This is a genomic window from Falsiroseomonas stagni DSM 19981, from assembly GCF_900114315.1.
GTDB classification, from domain to species: Bacteria; Pseudomonadota; Alphaproteobacteria; order Acetobacterales; family Acetobacteraceae; genus Falsiroseomonas; species Falsiroseomonas stagni.
This window is the reverse complement of record NZ_FOSQ01000023.1, coordinates 1-14,893: the sequence shown is the minus strand read 5'-3', so window position 1 is coordinate 14,893 and position 14,893 is coordinate 1. Positions and strand designations below refer to the sequence as shown.

Sequence of the window (14,893 nt, the reverse complement as noted above, 5' to 3'; positions counted from 1 at the left end):
CCCCAACGGAGGACGCTGAGATGACCGACAGCCTGATGGAGACCAAGGAAGTCAAGGATCTGCTGATGAAGGTCAGCAACCTCGGCGACGGCACCGGCGACGTGCGCCTGAAGCGCATCGTGCACCGCGTGGTGTCCGATCTGTTCCGCACGATCGAGGATTTCGACGTCCAGCCGGACGAGTTCTGGTCCGCGATGGCGTATCTGACGCGGCTCGGCCAGGCGAACGAGACCGGCCTGCTGGTACCGGGCCTCGGGCTCGAGACCTTCCTCGATCTGCGCCTCGACCAGGCGGAGCAGAAGGCCGGCCTCGAGGGCGGCACGCCGCGCACCATCGAAGGCCCGCTCTGGATCGAAGGCGCGCCGCTGTCGAAGGGCGAGGCGCGGCTCGATGACGGCACCGAGCAGGGCGAGGTGCTGTTCATGGATGGCCAGGTGCGCGACATGGACGGCAAGCCGGTGGCCGGCGCGATCATCGATGTATGGCACGCCAACACGCTCGGCGGGTACTCGTTCTTCGACCCGAGCCAGGCGAAGTACAACCTCCGCCGCCGCATCGAGACCGATGCCGAGGGCCGCTACCGCTTCCGCTCCATCCTACCCGCCGGCTATGCATGCCCGCCGGATGGCGTCACGCAGGAACTGCTGAACCATCTCGGCCGTCACGGCCACCGTCCGGCGCATATCCACTTCTTCGTCTTGGCGCCCGGCTACCGGAAGCTGACGACGCAGATCAACATCGACGGCGACGAGTACCTGCACGACGACTTCGCCTTCGCCACCCGCGACGGCCTCATCCCGGAAGTCCGCCGCGTGGACGACGCCGACAATGTGCGGGCCAAGCGCCTGAATGCGCCCTACGCCGAGATCACCTTCGACTTCGTGCTGCACGCCGAGAGCGATGTGGCGCCCGCCACCGTCGTGAACCGCGCGCACGCCCCGGCGGGCTGACCGCGCGCGGCCCGGCCGGTCGTCACGGCCGGGCCCTTCCTTTCCACGCTGCGTGAGACCTGGCGGCGCGCGCCCCGCGCGCCGTCTCCCCCGACTGCGTCCTGAGTGGAGCCACGAATGCCCGACAGCCCGATCACAATTCCGGCCGATCTGCGGCGCGACCTGACGATCCAGGCCATCCGCAGCACCATCGTCGATGTGCCGACGGTGCGCCGGCACAAGCTTTCGTCGCTGTCGGTCACGGCGCAGAGCTACGTCATCGTCGAGGTTCGGCTCGCGAACGGCGCCGAGGGCATCGGCGAGGCAGCAACGCTCGGCGGCCCGCGCTGGAGCGAGGAGAGCGTCGAGGCCATCAAGGCCAATATCGACGCGCACCTGGCCCCCGCGCTGATCGGCCACCAGGCCGATCGCTTCGAGGCGACTGGCGTGCTGCTGGATTCGGCCGCGAAGCGGAACAACGCCGCCAAGGCGGCGATTGACACGGCGCTGTTCGACGCGGTCGGCAGGACGCTCGGCGTGCCCGCGCACCAGCTGCTCGGCGGTCTGGTGCGCGACAGCCTGCCGGTGCTTTGGACGCTTGCCTCCGGCGATCCCGCGCAGGAGATCGAGGAGGCCGAGGCGAAGCTTGCGGCCCGTCTGCACGATACCTTCAAGGTCAAGATCGGCGCGCTGTCGCCCGACGCGGACCTGGCGCGGATGCGCCGCCTGACCACGGCACTCGCTGGCCGTGCGCGCTTCATCGTGGATGCCAACCAGGCGTGGGACGAGACGACGGCCAATCGCTGCCTGCCGATGTTGGCCGAGCTCGGCGTGACGCTGGTGGAACAGCCTCTGCCGGCCTGGAACGTCGCCGGCATGGCGCGCGTGCGGGCGCGCTCCGCGGTGCCGCTGATGGCCGACGAATGCGTTTTCTCGACGCACGACATGCTCGGCGTGGCGCAGGCCGCGGCGGCCGATGTCGTATCGCTGAAGCTCGTCAAGCATGCGGGGCTGCTGAACCTGCACAAGGTGGCGGCGGTCGCGGAGGCGGCCGGCATCGGCCTCTATGGCGGCTGCCTGCTCGAGAGTTCCATCGGCGCTGCGGCGCATCTGCAGGCCTTCGCCGGCCTGCGCGAGCTCGCCTGGGGCTGCGAGCATTTCGGGCCGCAGATCCTGACCGACGACCTGGTCGAGGAACCGCTGCGCTTCGAGGATTTCCGCGTTCACCTGCCGGCCGGTCCCGGCATCGGCGTGACGCTCGATCGCGACAAGCTGCGCCGCTACGCGCGCGCCTGAGGGAGGCAGAGATGCTCTATCACGTCCGCATGGACGTCCATGTTCCGCGCGACATGGACCCCGCAGAGTTCGACAAGCTGAGGGTCGCCGAGAAGGCGCGCGCCGAGGCGCTGCAGCGCGAGGGCAAGTGGCGCCACCTGTGGCGGATCGCCGGCGCCTACGCGAACTACAGCGTCTTCGACGTGGCCGACCACGACGAGCTGCACGCCATCCTCGGCACGCTGCCGCTGTTTCCCTTCATGGACATCGCGGTGACGCCACTGGCGCGTCATCCCTCGGCGATCGCCACCTGACCACCACCCGCAAGAAGCAACAACGAGAGAGGAAACGACCATGAACTCGAACACGACATCCAACGTCTCGCGCCGCACGCTGCTTGCCGGCGCTGCCGCCAGCCTTGCCGCCGGCGCGCTGTCGTGCCCGGCGCTCGCCCAGGGCGCGGCACTCCGCATCGGGCTGATGCTGCCCTTCTCCGGCACCTTCGCCTCGCTCGGCGAGAACATCGCGGCCGCCTTCGAGATGTATCTGGCGGAGAAGGGCGGCCGGCTTGGCGGCCGCGCGATCCAGATCGTTCGGCTCGACGACGAATCCGACCCGGCGAAGTCGGTGCAGAACGTCAACCGCCTGGTGGGCCGCGAGCGCGTCGGCGCTATGGTCGGCACTGTGCACTCGGGCGTGGTGATGGCAATGGTGCAGGCCTCCCGCGAGCGCGGCGTTCCGCTGATCATCCCGAACGCCGGCAACGCCGCGGCGACGCGCGAGCTCTGCGCGCCGACCATCTTCCGCACCTCCTTCACCAACTGGCAGCCGGCCTTCGCCATCGGCAAGTCGCTGGCCGACCGTGGCGTGCGCCGCGCGGCCTGGGTCACCTGGGACTATGCGGCGGGCAAGGAGGCGACCGAGGGCTTCCGCGAGGGCCTGCGCTCCGGCGGGGCGGAACTTGTACGGGAGCTGACGCTGCCCTTCCCGGAGAACAACTTCCAACCGGTCCTCGCCCAGATCAGCGGCCTGAACGTGGAGGCTGTGGGTGCCTTCTTCGCCGGCGGCGGCGCGGTGCAGTTCGTGCGCGACTACGCCTCGGCCGGCCTCAAGGACCGCATCCCGCTCGTCGGCTCAGGCTTCCTCACCGAGGGGACGCTCACCGCCCAGGGCGCGGCCGCCGAGGGCGTGCGCACGGCGCTCCACTACGGCGACGGTATCCAGACCGAGCGCAACATCGGCTTCCGCCGCGCGTTCCGGGAGCGCACCGGGCGTGAGGCCGACGTTTACGCGGTGCAGGGCTACGATGCGGGCCAGCTGCTCGCGGCGGGGCTCGAGGCGACGCGAGGCGACATTGCCGCGGAGCGCGCGCTGGTCGCCGCTATGCGGAGCGCGCGCATCGACAGCCCGCGCGGCACCTTCACCCTCTCGCCGCAGCACAACCCGGTGCAGGACATCTACCTGCGCGAGGCGCGCGGCGGCCAAAACGTGGTGGTCGGCGTCGCGGCAGCGCAGCTGGCCGATCCCGGCACCGGCTGCCGCATGCCGACGGCCTGAGAAGCGGCGCGAGAGGGAGGAAAAACCAATGTCGGGCGTGGCCGCGCAGCTCCTCAACGGGCTGCAATACGGGCTGCTGCTGTTCCTGATCAGCAGCGGCCTTACCCTGATCTTCGGCGTCATGGGCGTGATCAACCTCGCCCATGGCAGCCTCTTCATGATCGGCGCCTACATCGCCTTCGTGGTTTCCGGCGGGACCGGCTCGCTCTGGCTCGCTCTGCCCGCGGCGGTGGTCGGCGGCCTTGCCCTCGGCGCAGTGCTCGAGCGCGGGCTGTTCCGGCGCTTCTATCACCGCGAGCATCTCGATCAGGTGCTGCTGACCTTCGCGCTGATCCTGCTGTTCGAGGAAGGCCGCTCGGTCCTGCTCGGGAACGACTTCCACTCGGTGCCGGTGCCCGCGGCGCTCGACGTCGCGGTGCCGATGGTGGGGGACTTCTCCTACTCCGCCTACCGGCTCGCGGTCCTGGGGGCGTGCCTCGCCATTGCCGGCGCGATGTTCCTGGCGATCGAGCGCACGCGCATCGGCTCCGCGATCCGCGCGGCGGCGGAGAAGCCCGAGATGGTGGACCTGCTCGGCCTCGATGCGCGGCGGATCCACATGGTCGTCTTCGCCGTTGGCACCGCGCTCGCGATGCTGGCGGGTGCGCTCGCGGCGCCGCTGCACTCGGTCTACCCGAACATGGGCCACGGCTTCCTCATCATCTGCTTCGTCGTGGTGGTGGTGGGCGGGGTTGGCTCGATCGCCGGCGCCTTCTGGGGCGCGCTGCTGATCGGCATCGTGGACACCCTCTCAAAGGCCTACCTGCCCTTCGCGTCCGGGCTTGCCGTCTATGTCCTGATGGCCGTCGTGCTGCTCTGGCGGCCGACCGGCCTGTTTGCAAGGAGCTGACGTCATGCTCACCGTCGCCGGCCGCACCGGATCCATCGTGCTGGGCTGCGCCGCCCTCGCTGTGGCCTCGCTTCCCCTCTTTGCCTCTCCCTACCACCTGGAGCTTGTCTCCACGGCGGTCGTGTTCGCGATGTTCGCGCTCAGCCTGCAGCTGCTGGTTGGCGTCACCGGGCTGGTCAGCCTGGGCCACGCCGCCTTCTTCGGCGTCGGCGCCTACGCCATCCACCTGATGGGCGCGCATGGCCCGAGCATCTCCGTGCTGATCACGCTGCCCGCGGCGGTGCTGATGTCGGGGCTGGCGGCCTTGGCCGTCGGCGCGCTGGCGCTGCGCACGCGCAACTTCTTCTTCCTCATGACCACGCTCGCCTTCGGGCAGATGCTGTTCTTTGTGTTCCACGACACGCCGCTCGGCGGCGGCGCGGACGGCGTCTTCGTCACGCGACCCACCTTCTCGCTCTTCGGCCTGGAATGGGTTGTCTCGCGCCAGGACCGGCCGGCGGTGATGCTGTTTGTCAACCTCGGCGTGCTGGTGGCGATGTATCTCGGGCTCGCTGGCCTGCTGCGGACGATGTTCGGGCGCGCGCTGCTCGGCATCCGCGCCAATGAGCACCGCATGCGCTCCATGGGCTTCCATACCTATTGGCTGCAACTCGGTGCCTTCACCCTTGCCGGCGCGCTGGCCGGGGTCGCGGGGCACATGTGGGGCATGACGCAGGCTTTCGTCAGCCCGGAGCTGCTCGCTTGGCATCGCAGCGCGGAGGCGCTGCTGATGATCCTGCTCGGCGGGCTCGGCGCGCTGCACGGGCCGATCCTCGGCGCCTTCGCCTGGGTCGGCCTGGGTGAGATCGCGCAGCTCATCACGGAGCGGCAGCGGCTGGTCGAGGGCTTGGTGATCCTAGCCGTCGTGTTGGGCCTGCGCCACGGCCTTGCCGGGATCAGGGTGCCCTCGCTGCGGCGTGCCATGCCGCAGGCCGAACCAGCCACCCGCGCGGAGGAGGTCTCGCCATGAACACCCCCGCGATGGAGGCCATCGGCCTCACCCGGCGCTTCGGCGGCCTTGTCGCCGTCAATGACGTGAACCTCGCGCTGCATGTCGGCGAGCTGCATGCCGTGATCGGCCCGAACGGCGCCGGCAAGAGCACGCTCACCAACCTTCTCTCCGGCGAGTTGCGCCCGAGCGCGGGCCGGCTGCTGCTGCACGGGGCGGAGGTCGGCGACTGGCCGTCCTGGCGCTTTGCGCGCGCCGGCGTCGGACGGTCCTTCCAGCAGACCAACGTGCTGAAGCCGATGACGGTGCGCGAGAACGTCCGCCTCGCCGCGCAGGCGCGCATCACGCCGCTGCGGCGCTACCTGCAGGTCGTGACCGGAGAGCATGCGCCCACCGAGGCGGCAGAGGCCGCGCTCACGCGCGTCGGCCTCGGCGCGCTCACCGGCCGCACCGCGGGCACTTTGAGCCACGGCCAGCTGCGCCAGCTCGAAATCGCGATGGCGCTCGCGGCCGGCCCGACCGTGCTGCTGCTCGACGAGCCGCTGGCCGGCATGGGGCCGGAGGAGAGCGAGCGGCTCGCGGGCCTGCTGAAGGAGCTCGCGGCGGACCATGCCGTAATGCTGATCGAACACGATATGGACGTGGTCTTCGCGGTGGCGGACCGCGTCACCGTGATGGTGGACGGCCAGGTCCTGGAACAGGGCGCACCGGCCGCCATCCGCGGTTCCGCCGCCGTCCGCGACGCATATCTGGGGCATGCAGCATGACGCCGATCATCGAGGCCAAGGGCGTGCAGGCCGGCTACGGCACGGGGATGGTGCTGCACGGCGTGGACTTCGCCGTGGCGCCTGGCCAGGCGGTCGGCCTGATGGGTCGCAACGGCATGGGCAAGACGACGATGCTGCGAACCATCCTGGGGCTGGTGCCGCTGCGCGGCGGACAGGTCCTGATGGACGGCGAGGATGTCTCGCGCGAGGCGCCGTTCCGCCGGGTCCGCCGCGGCATCGCCGTCGTGCCGGAGGGCCGCGGGATCTTCGCGAGCCTCACCGTGCCCGAGAACCTGCGCCTGGCCGCGCGGCCAGGCGTGGATGGGCAGCGGCTCTGGACCGAGGAGCGCGTGCTGGACACCTTCCCGCGCCTGAAGGAAAGGCTCGGCAACCGCGGCGACCAGCTCTCGGGCGGCGAGCAGCAGATGCTCTCGATCGGTCGCGCGCTGATGACCAACCCGCGCCTGCTCATCCTGGACGAGGCAACGGAGGGGCTCGCACCGCTCATCCGCGACGACATCTGGCGCGTCATCGCCGCGATCCGCGAGACGGGCATCGCCACGGTGGTGGTGGACAAGACTGTCGCGGCGATCCTCTCGCTCGTGGACCGTAGCATCGTGCTGGTGAAGGGCGGCGTCGTCTTCGACGGCGCGCCGGCGGCGCTACGGGCTGATGAGGAACTCATGCACCGATGCCTGGGTGTGTGAGCGGACATGCGCTGGGAGGATGACGATGTTTCTCGATCTGCGTGATCTGACCATGCATGTCCGGCTGGACGGGCCGGCGGACGCGCCGCCGCTGGTGCTGCTGCACTCGCTCGGCACCGACCTCCGCGTCTGGGATCCGCAGGCGAACATCCTCGCCCGCAGCTTCCGGGTCGCCCGCCCGGACCTGCGCGGCCATGGCCTGACGGATGTCCCACCCGGCCCCTACTCGATCGACGGCATGGCGCGCGACGTGCTGGCGCTGCTCGATACTCTTGACCTCCCGCACGTCCATGTCGCAGGCCTGTCGATCGGCGGGATGGTCGCGCAGGTGCTGGCGGCGCAGGCGCCGGACCGCGTGGCGTCGCTGGTGCTCTGCGACACCGCCATGGCGATCCCCCCGCCGGAGCTCTGGCGCGGCCGTGCCGCCACGGTGCGCGGCCACGGCATGGCGGCGATCGCCGACGCGGTGCTGGCCCGTTGGGTGACGCCCGGCTTCGCGCGGACGCCGGAAGCTCGCGGTCTGCTGTCCATGCTGCTCCGCACGGCGCCCGAGGGCTATGCCGGCGCCGCGGAGGCGATCGCCGCCGCTGACCTGACCGAGACGACGCGTGGCCTGCGCATGCCGGCCTTGGTGCTGGTCGGTGAGCACGACGAGGCCACCCCGCGCACCAGTGCAGAGGTGCTGCGCGACGCGATCCCCGGCGCCGAGCTGAAGATGATTATGGGGGCGGCGCACATCCCGACGCTGGAGCGTCCTAATGCCGTCGCCGAAGCCATCCTTGGTTTCCTATCGGTCGATGCGGAATGCGGCGCTCGCACTGCCGACGCTAGTCACGCCATGTCGGCGTCCGGAGACAACCATGACTGACCCCGTCATCATCGCTGTCGCGATCACCGGATCGGTGCCGCGCAAGAAGGACAACCCGGCGCTTCCGGTCACGGTGGCCGAGCAGATCGAGAGCACCCACGCCGCCTACGAGGCCGGTGCGACCCTGGTTCACGTGCATGTCCGCAACGACGACGAGACGACGAGCAGCGACCCGGGGAAGTTCGCCGCCTTCTAGGACGGCATCCGCCGCCACTGCCCCGACATCATCGTTCAGTTCTCGACCGGTGGCCGCGGCCGCGCATTGGAAGCGCGTGGCGCGATGCTGCACCTGCGCCCCGGCATGGCGAGCCTGGCCACCGGGAGCGTGAACTTCCCCACCATCGTCTACGAGAATCCGCCGGATTTCGTGCGCACGCTGGCCACCACCATGCGCGACCTCGGCATCAAGCCGGAGATCGAGGTGTTCGACCTGGCGATGCTCACCAACACCGCGGACCTTGTAGTCGAGGGACTGATCCTGCCGCCACCGCATGTTCAGTTCGTCTTCGGCGTGAAGCACGCTCTGCCGCCGCGCGAGGACATCCTGGACTTTGAGCTGTCCCTGATGCGCAAGCTGATCCCGGGCGCGACCTGGACGGCGGCCGGAATCGGGCGCGACCAGTTCACCGTCGCCCGCTGGGCGCTGGCCCGCGGTGGCCATGTCCGCACCGGGCTCGAGGACAACATCCGGATGGACCGGCACACGCTGGCGCCGTCCAACGCCGCGCTGGTGCGCCGCACGGCGGAACTCGCCGCCGAGGCCGGCCGTCCGGTGGCCGATGCAGCCACCGCGCGGCGCATCCTTGGCCTGCCGCCCGTACCCATGCGGAGGGCCGCGTGATGCGCCGGCTCCGCTCCCTCCTTGGCGCTGCGTCCCGCACATCGTTGCTGGCGGAGGCGGTCACGCCAGCCACCACGCGGCGCGGCTTCCTGGCCGCTTGCGCCTGCTGCGCCGCCGGCGCGCTCGCTCCCCGCTTTGCCGCGGCGCAGGTCACGCCCGGCGCGGCCTCCGGCCTGCACCGCCGGCTGGACGCAGCGGCCTCGGCGATCGAGAGCCGGATGATCGGCTGGCGGCGCAACATCCACGCGAACCCGGAACTCGGCAACCAGGAGCACCGCACCGCCGCCTTGGTCGCTGCGCATCTCCGCCGCCTCGGCTTCGAGGTGCGCGAGGGGGTGGGGGCGACTGGCGTCGTCGCTGTGCTGCGGGGCGGTGCCGGGGAGGGGCCTACCGTCGCGCTCCGCGCCGACATGGATGCGCTACCGGTGCAGGAACCGGAGGGCCTGCCCTTCGCCTCGCGCCGCCGCGCCACTTGGGACGGCGCTGAGGTGCCGGTGATGCATGCCTGCGGCCATGACTGCCACGTCGCCATCCTGATGGCTGCGGCGGAGGTCCTGGCGCAGCATCGCGCTGATCTCCGCGGCACCGCCGTGCTGCTGTTCCAGCCCGCCGAGGAGGGCCTGCCCGGCGGCGAGATCGGCGGCGCGCGCCGCATGCTGGCCGAGGGCGCCTTCGATGCCCCGAAGCCCGACATGGATGTTCGGCCTGCATGTGCTGACGAGCATGACGACCGGCCAGATCGCCTATCGCCCCGGCCCGGCGCATGCCAGTTCCGACACCTTCCGCATCGTCGTGCGCGGTCGGCAGGCGCATGGTGCCATGCCCTGGGACGGGGTGGACCCGGTGGTCATCGCCGGGCAGATCGTGACGGCGCTGCAGACCATCCAGAGCCGGCAGGTGGACGTGAACGATCCCTCGGTGCTGACCATCGGCACGATCCATGGCGGCGCGCGGCACAACATCGTGCCCGACCGCGTCGAGATGAGCGGCACGCTGCGGACCTATGACGAAGGCCGCCGCGCCTTCATGCGGCGCCGCGTCACCACGCTTGCGGAAAGCGTTGCGCAGGGCATGGACGGCGCGGCGGAGGTGGTATGGGAGCCGGGCGGCTATGCAGCGCTGGTGAACGATCCGGCGCTGGCCGATCGCATGGCGCCGAGCCTCGCGAGGGTCACCGGGCGCGATGGGCTGCGGATCAACCCGCGGCATACCGCGAGCGAGGATTTCGCCTTCCTCGCGCAGCAGGCGCCCGGCGTTTTCTTCTGGGTCGGCGTGACGCCGCCAGGCCAGGACCCTGCGCGCGCCGCGCCGAACCACTCCCCGCGCTTCACCGTGGACGAGGCCGGGCTGCTTGTCGGGCTGCGAGCGATGCTGCACCTGGTCGCCGACGCAACCGGCAGCGGAGTGGCGTGATGCACCGCCGATCCTTGCTGGCCTGCGCCGCCGGCCTTCCGTTGGTCCCCCTGGCGCTGCCCGCCCTCGCGCAATTGCGCCCCTGGCCAGACCGCCCACTGCGCCTCGTCGTGCCTTTCCCGCCGGGCGGGGCGATCGACGCCATGGCGCGCATCCTGGCTGGCCCGATGGCGGAGGCGCTGCGTCAGCCGGTGGTCGTGGAGAACCGGCCCGGCACGGGGGGCACAACCGGCACCGGCGCCGCGGCGCAGGCGACCGACGGGCACACGTTGCTGATGGTCTCGATCGCGCATGCGGTGAACCCCGCGCTCTATCCGCGCCTGCCCTATGCCGAGGCCGATTTCGTGCCGGTTGGGCCGGTCGCGGTGGTGCCGAACAGCCTCGTCGCGCCCGCCGTGCGGCCGTGGCGCAGCGTGGCGGAGTTGGTCGCGGAAGCGCGTCGCCGGCCCGGTGCGCTGACCTACGCCTCGGCCGGCAGCGGCACCTCGATCCACTTGGCCGGCGCGTTGTTCGCGGATCTCGCCGGGATCTCGATCGAGCATGTGTCCTATCGCGGCTCGGCGCCGGCGGTGACGGACCTCGTGGCGGGCCGCGTGGACATGATGTTCGACAGCGTCACCTCCGCCGGTCCTCACATCGCCTCCGGCCGCCTCGTGCCGCTCGTCGTGACCACGGCGCAGCGGATCGTGGCCTTCCCGGACCTGCCGACGATGGCGGAAGCCGGGGTGCCGGGCTTCGCGGTGGACCCGTGGTTCGCCATGCTCGCGCCGCGTGCCCTGCCGGCGGCGGCGCGGCCGCCGCTTTCGGCGCTGCTGTCGCGGCTGCTGGCCGATCCGGCCGTCGCCGAGCGTCTGGCGCGGATCGGCGCGGAGCCGATGACGGGCGATGCCGGAACGCTCGCGCGGCTGCTGGCCGATGAGACGGCGCGCTGGGGCGTCTTCATCCGGCGGGCCGGCATCCAGCCGGAATGACGCGCCCATGCTGATCCATCGCGAAATCCCGGGCCTGCGGGCCGCCCTCGGCGGATGGCGCGCCCGGCTCGCCCTGGTGCCCACCATGGGCGCGCTGCACGAGGGCCACCTGGCGCTGGTCGCGGCGGCGCGGGCGGTGGCAGATGTGGTGGTCGCCTCGATCTTCGTGAACCCGACGCAGTTCGGGCCGAACGAGGATCTGTCGCGCTAGCCGCGCGACGAGGTGGGCGACCTCGCGAAGCTGCGCGAGGCCGGCTGCGACCTCGCCTTGCTGCCGACGGTGGATACGATGTACCCCACGGGCGGCGCGACATCCGTGGAGGTTTTGGGTGTCTCCGAGGGCTTCGAGGGCGCGGCCGGGCCCGGCCATTTCCACGGCGTCGCCACCGTCTGCACGAAGCTGTTCCTGCAGACCGGCGCCGAGTCGCGGCCTTCGGCGAGAAGGACTGGCAGCAGTTGCAGGTGGTGCGCCGCGCGGCGCGCGACCTCGACATCCCGATCCGCATCCTGCCCGTGCCGACGGTGCGGGAGGCGGCCGGGTTGGCGCTGTCCTCGCGCAGCCGATTCCTCGCCCCCGATGAGCGTGCGCGTGCACCGCTGCTGCACGCTGCGCTCACCCGTGCGGCCGCCACCATCGCCGCCGCGCGGCTCGGCGGGGTGCGCCTGCTCGACAACGTCGCGGTGAGCTGACGCGCGGTGCCGCGCATTCGGCTTGACGCGCGGCTCCGTTGTTCGGCATTGAGCACTCGCGGGAGAGTCCGCGTCGGTCGCGAGGCCGACGTTGACGCCGAAGGAGCAACCGCCCCGGAAACTCTCAGGCCCACGTACCGCGACCGTTCTTGAACTCTGAAAAGTGGAGCAGCAGCTCCCGCCGACGGTGTAAGCTCCTGGCCCGCGATGGGACGGCGGCGATGCTCTCAGGCCAATGACAGAGGGGGCATTCGAACCCGCGCGATGCGCGCGGGCGGAGAATGCGCATGTCCTGTTCAGAATCCGGGACCATCGCCGTGATCGGTGCCGGCATCACCGGCATTACCACGGCCTACAACCTCGCGCGCCGCGGCCACGTGGTCACCGTCTTCGACCGCCACCCCTACGCCGCGATGGAGACCTCCTTCGCCAATGGCGGCCAGCTCTCGGCGTCCAACGCCGAGGTCTGGAACAGCTGGGCCACCGTGCTGAAGGGGATGAAGTGGATGCTCTCCCCCGGCGCCCCGCTGCTCGTGAACCCCCGGCCGTCCTGGCACAAGCTGTCCTGGCTGGCGGAGTTCGTCGCCTCCATCCCGCGCTACGAGGAGAACACGGTCACGACCGCCCGCCTCGCCCTCGAGGCACGCGCGCATCTCCGCCGCATGGCCGAGGAGGAGGGCATCGACTTCGATGCCGAGGACCGCGGCATCCTCCATTTCTACGAGACGAAGCGCGACTTCGACGCGGCCGCGCGCGTCACCGAGTTGCTGGCGAAGGGCGGGCTGGAGCGACGCGCGGTGACGCCCGCCGAGATCCGCTCCATCGAGCCGGCACTGCGGGGAGATGTCTACGGCGGCTTCTATACGCCGTCGGATTTCACCGGCGACATCCACAAGTTCACCAACGGTCTTGCGCTGGCCTGCGCGCGCCACGGCGTCGCGATGCGCTTCTCGACGGAGGTGCTCGCCACCGATGCGGGCGCCGACGGCGTCACGCTCGACTGCCGCTCGACGGAGCCGAAGACGGACGGCGCCCCGCACCCGCGCGAGACGCTACGCTTCGACAATGTGGTGGTCTGCGGCGGCGTCATGTCGCGCCAGCTCGGCGAGACACTCGGCGATCGGATCAACGTTTATCCGGTGAAGGGCTACTCCATCACGGTGCAGCTCGACGATCCGGCGGACCAGGCGGCCGCGCCGTGGGTCAGCCTGCGCGATGACAAGTCCAAGATCGTGACCAGCCGTCTCGGCGCGCGGCGGTTCCGCGTGGCGGGGACGGCGGAGTTCAACGGCTACAACCGCGACATCCGCGCCCAGCGCATCGCCCCGCTCGTCGCCTGGTGCCGCGCGCACTTCCCGGGCATGAGCACGCGCCACGCCGTGCCCTGGGCGGGCCTGCGCCCGATGATGCCGGACATGATGCCGCGCGTGGCACGCGGCCGGAACCCGCGGGTGTTCTACAACACCGGGCACGGTCATCTCGGCTGGACTCTTTCGGCCGCGACGGCGGAGACTGTGGCCGCGCTGATGAGCACCCGCGCGAACGCCTGAACGGCAGGCTGGAAGGACAGCGTGGCCCGGCGATCCTTGGCGCCGGGCCCTTTCCGGCGCGTGCAACTTCTTACGGAATACGCCGCTTCACCATCTGCGATGACAGAGGTGCCGCCGCTACATCCACCGTGCATGCGCTGACACTCCGCACAGTGACGCGCACGCTTTTGTTCGACCAGACATGGCAGTCGAGCACGAGGGCGATGCTGCTGGTGTCGAGCGAGGCGTCCGCGAAGTCGCCCCGCCGCGCGGCGGGGACCGTCACGTCGATGTTCGCCGTCGCGCCGGCGGCAACCCGCAGCGTCGCGCTCCCCAGATCGATCGCCGCCGCCGTCCCGCTCTGGAACCGGTCGGAGGCCGTCCCAGCCGCACTGACCCAGGCCGTCAGAGTGATGCCCTGCAGGTCCAGGCTGCACGATGCGCGTACTAAGTGTTTGGTCCCGGGATGAGGTGGTGCGGTTTGATTTTGAAGATGGACGGGTCCTTGGTCCAGGCGTCGCAGATGGCTTGGAATGGGGTTCGCCACTTCAGCGCCTTGAGGTGCGTGGCGAAGTTGTAGGCTTGGACGAAGGCAAGGACGTGGGCCTTGAGCGCGTCGAGGCTGGGATCGTGGAAGGCCTTGATCGTGGCGTCCTTGACCGTACGGTTCATCCGCTCCGCCTGGCCATTCGTCCAGGGGTGGTAGGGGTTGGTCAGGCGGTGCTCGATGCTGTTCTCGTCGCAGACGCGCTCGAAGATATGGCCCACCCAGCGCGCGGTTGCCCCGTCGCGGTACTTCGGCAGATCGGCGAAGGCCATGCCGTTATCGGTCAGCACGGTGTGGATCCGATAGGGGAAGGTCTCGACGACCTCGCGCAGGAAGGCGGCACCGTTCATCGTGGTGTTGGCGTTCAGGAAGGCGACGTGGGTGAGTTTGGACACTCGGTCGATGGCCAAGAACATGAAGAGCTTTCCCTCGGCGAGGCGTAGCTCACAGACGTCGATATGGACGTAGCCGATCGCAGTCTCGGCGAAGCGCTGGCGCTTCGAGGTCTTCTCCTCGTTATGCGGCAGGCGAGAGATGCCGTGCCGCACCAGGCAGCGATGTAGCGCGCTGCGGGACAGCGTTGGGATGGTTTCGCGGAGGCAGCCCAGGATGTCATCGAGCGGCAGCAGGGTACGCCGGCGGCACTCGACGACGATCGCCTCCTCCGCTTCGGTCAGGACGGAACTGCGCGGCTGGCGCGGGCCCATGGCGGCATCGGCCGTACCCGTCCGGCTCCGCCACTTGGCGACGGTCTTCGGGTTCAGCCCGTAGCGCGAGGCCAGGGCGCGGGTGCTCGCTTGCGACGCTTGGAACTCGGCTCGAACACGCGGCGTCGTTCTGGCTAAGCCATGAAGACCTGCTGCCACAGCGCATCCTCCCCCTCGCGGGTCAAAGATGCACCACTACTCCCGGGGACTGAACA

The 14,893-nt window shown here is 70.4% G+C and carries 15 protein-coding genes, 2 pseudogenes and 1 riboswitch; of the genes and pseudogenes, 15 read left to right on the top strand and 2 right to left on the bottom strand.

The genetic code is table 11. From position 1 onward, the window contains the following. Positions 1 to 20: 20 nt before the first annotated feature. The 10 genes and pseudogenes from catA to BM041_RS28445 all read left to right on the top strand — a co-directional run bounded on the left by catA (position 21) and on the right by BM041_RS28445 (position 8,821). Positions 21 to 950 carry a catechol 1,2-dioxygenase gene (gene catA / locus BM041_RS28490; protein ID WP_092963315.1) on the top strand — a complete coding sequence of 310 codons (930 nt, stop codon included), beginning with the start codon at positions 21 to 23 and terminating at the stop codon, positions 948 to 950. A 117-nt stretch (positions 951 to 1,067) separates the two neighbouring features. Next, positions 1,068 to 2,225: a muconate/chloromuconate family cycloisomerase gene (locus BM041_RS28485; protein ID WP_092963314.1), complete on the top strand. Its 1,158-nt coding sequence runs from the start codon at positions 1,068 to 1,070 to the stop codon at positions 2,223 to 2,225. Positions 2,226 to 2,236: 11 nt separating this feature from the next. Continuing rightward, a complete protein-coding gene (gene catC / locus BM041_RS28480) occupies positions 2,237 to 2,518 on the top strand; it encodes a muconolactone Delta-isomerase (protein WP_092963313.1) in 282 nt (93 codons plus the stop codon). 40 nt (positions 2,519 to 2,558) lie between these two features. Further along, positions 2,559 to 3,761: an ABC transporter substrate-binding protein gene (locus tag BM041_RS28475; RefSeq protein ID WP_092963312.1), complete on the top strand. Its 1,203-nt coding sequence runs from the start codon at positions 2,559 to 2,561 to the stop codon at positions 3,759 to 3,761. 28 nt (positions 3,762 to 3,789) lie between these two features. Beyond that, on the top strand, positions 3,790 to 4,650 hold the full coding sequence (locus BM041_RS28470; RefSeq protein WP_092963311.1) for a branched-chain amino acid ABC transporter permease: 861 nt from the start codon (positions 3,790 to 3,792) through the stop codon (positions 4,648 to 4,650). 4 nt (positions 4,651 to 4,654) lie between these two features. After that, positions 4,655 to 5,659, top strand: coding sequence for a branched-chain amino acid ABC transporter permease (locus BM041_RS28465; protein ID WP_092963310.1), 1,005 nt, complete (start codon positions 4,655 to 4,657; stop codon positions 5,657 to 5,659). Further along, complete coding sequence (locus tag BM041_RS28460) at positions 5,656 to 6,405, top strand: ABC transporter ATP-binding protein (protein WP_092963309.1); 750 nt, start codon at positions 5,656 to 5,658, stop codon at positions 6,403 to 6,405. Before BM041_RS28465 ends, BM041_RS28460 begins: the two co-directional genes overlap by 4 nt. Next, entirely contained in the window at positions 6,402 to 7,112 is a 711-nt protein-coding gene (locus tag BM041_RS28455) for an ABC transporter ATP-binding protein (protein ID WP_092963308.1), read from the top strand. The genes BM041_RS28460 and BM041_RS28455 overlap by 4 nt, the downstream gene beginning before the upstream one ends. Positions 7,113 to 7,137: 25 nt before the next feature. Then, complete coding sequence (pcaD, locus tag BM041_RS28450) at positions 7,138 to 7,980, top strand: 3-oxoadipate enol-lactonase (protein ID WP_092963307.1); 843 nt, start codon at positions 7,138 to 7,140, stop codon at positions 7,978 to 7,980. Then, positions 7,871 to 8,821, top strand: a pseudogene (locus tag BM041_RS28445) (3-keto-5-aminohexanoate cleavage protein). Before pcaD ends, BM041_RS28445 begins: the two are co-directional and overlap by 110 nt. A 419-nt stretch (positions 8,822 to 9,240) precedes the next feature. On the opposite strand, the gene BM041_RS30860 reads toward BM041_RS28445, so the two are convergent. Beyond that, positions 9,241 to 9,546, bottom strand: a complete 306-nt coding sequence (locus BM041_RS30860) for a hypothetical protein (RefSeq protein WP_175534230.1) — start codon at positions 9,544 to 9,546, stop codon at positions 9,241 to 9,243. Between BM041_RS30860 and BM041_RS28435 the strand changes: the two genes are divergently transcribed. The 5 genes and pseudogenes from BM041_RS28435 (at position 9,545) to BM041_RS28420 (ending at position 13,445) form a co-directional block, all read left to right on the top strand. Next, positions 9,545 to 10,234, top strand: a complete 690-nt coding sequence (locus tag BM041_RS28435; protein WP_175534231.1) for a M20/M25/M40 family metallo-hydrolase — start codon at positions 9,545 to 9,547, stop codon at positions 10,232 to 10,234. The genes BM041_RS30860 and BM041_RS28435 overlap by 2 nt on opposite strands. Further along, the gene (locus BM041_RS28430; RefSeq protein WP_092963305.1) at positions 10,234 to 11,205 is read left to right on the top strand and encodes a Bug family tripartite tricarboxylate transporter substrate binding protein; all 972 of its coding nucleotides are present in this window, start codon (positions 10,234 to 10,236) and stop codon (positions 11,203 to 11,205) included. Before BM041_RS28435 ends, BM041_RS28430 begins: the two co-directional genes overlap by 1 nt. Continuing rightward, positions 11,120 to 11,563 (top strand): annotated as a pseudogene (locus tag BM041_RS32055) (pantoate--beta-alanine ligase); the annotation flags it as partial. The gene BM041_RS28430 and the pseudogene BM041_RS32055, both read left to right, overlap by 86 nt. Before the next feature lie 104 nt (positions 11,564 to 11,667). Then, on the top strand, positions 11,668 to 11,895 hold the full coding sequence (locus tag BM041_RS32050) for a pantoate--beta-alanine ligase (protein WP_342713826.1): 228 nt from the start codon (positions 11,668 to 11,670) through the stop codon (positions 11,893 to 11,895). Between the two features lie 49 nt (positions 11,896 to 11,944). Continuing rightward, positions 11,945 to 12,045, top strand: a riboswitch (glycine riboswitch). A gap of 137 nt (positions 12,046 to 12,182) precedes the next feature. After that, positions 12,183 to 13,445: a D-amino acid dehydrogenase gene (locus tag BM041_RS28420; protein WP_092963341.1), complete on the top strand. Its 1,263-nt coding sequence runs from the start codon at positions 12,183 to 12,185 to the stop codon at positions 13,443 to 13,445. 426 nt (positions 13,446 to 13,871) lie between these two features. Here the strand turns inward: BM041_RS28420 and BM041_RS28410 are convergent, their stop codons facing one another. Beyond that, a complete protein-coding gene (locus BM041_RS28410) occupies positions 13,872 to 14,837 on the bottom strand; it encodes an IS481 family transposase (RefSeq protein ID WP_092963304.1) in 966 nt (321 codons plus the stop codon). Positions 14,838 to 14,893 lie beyond the last annotated feature (56 nt).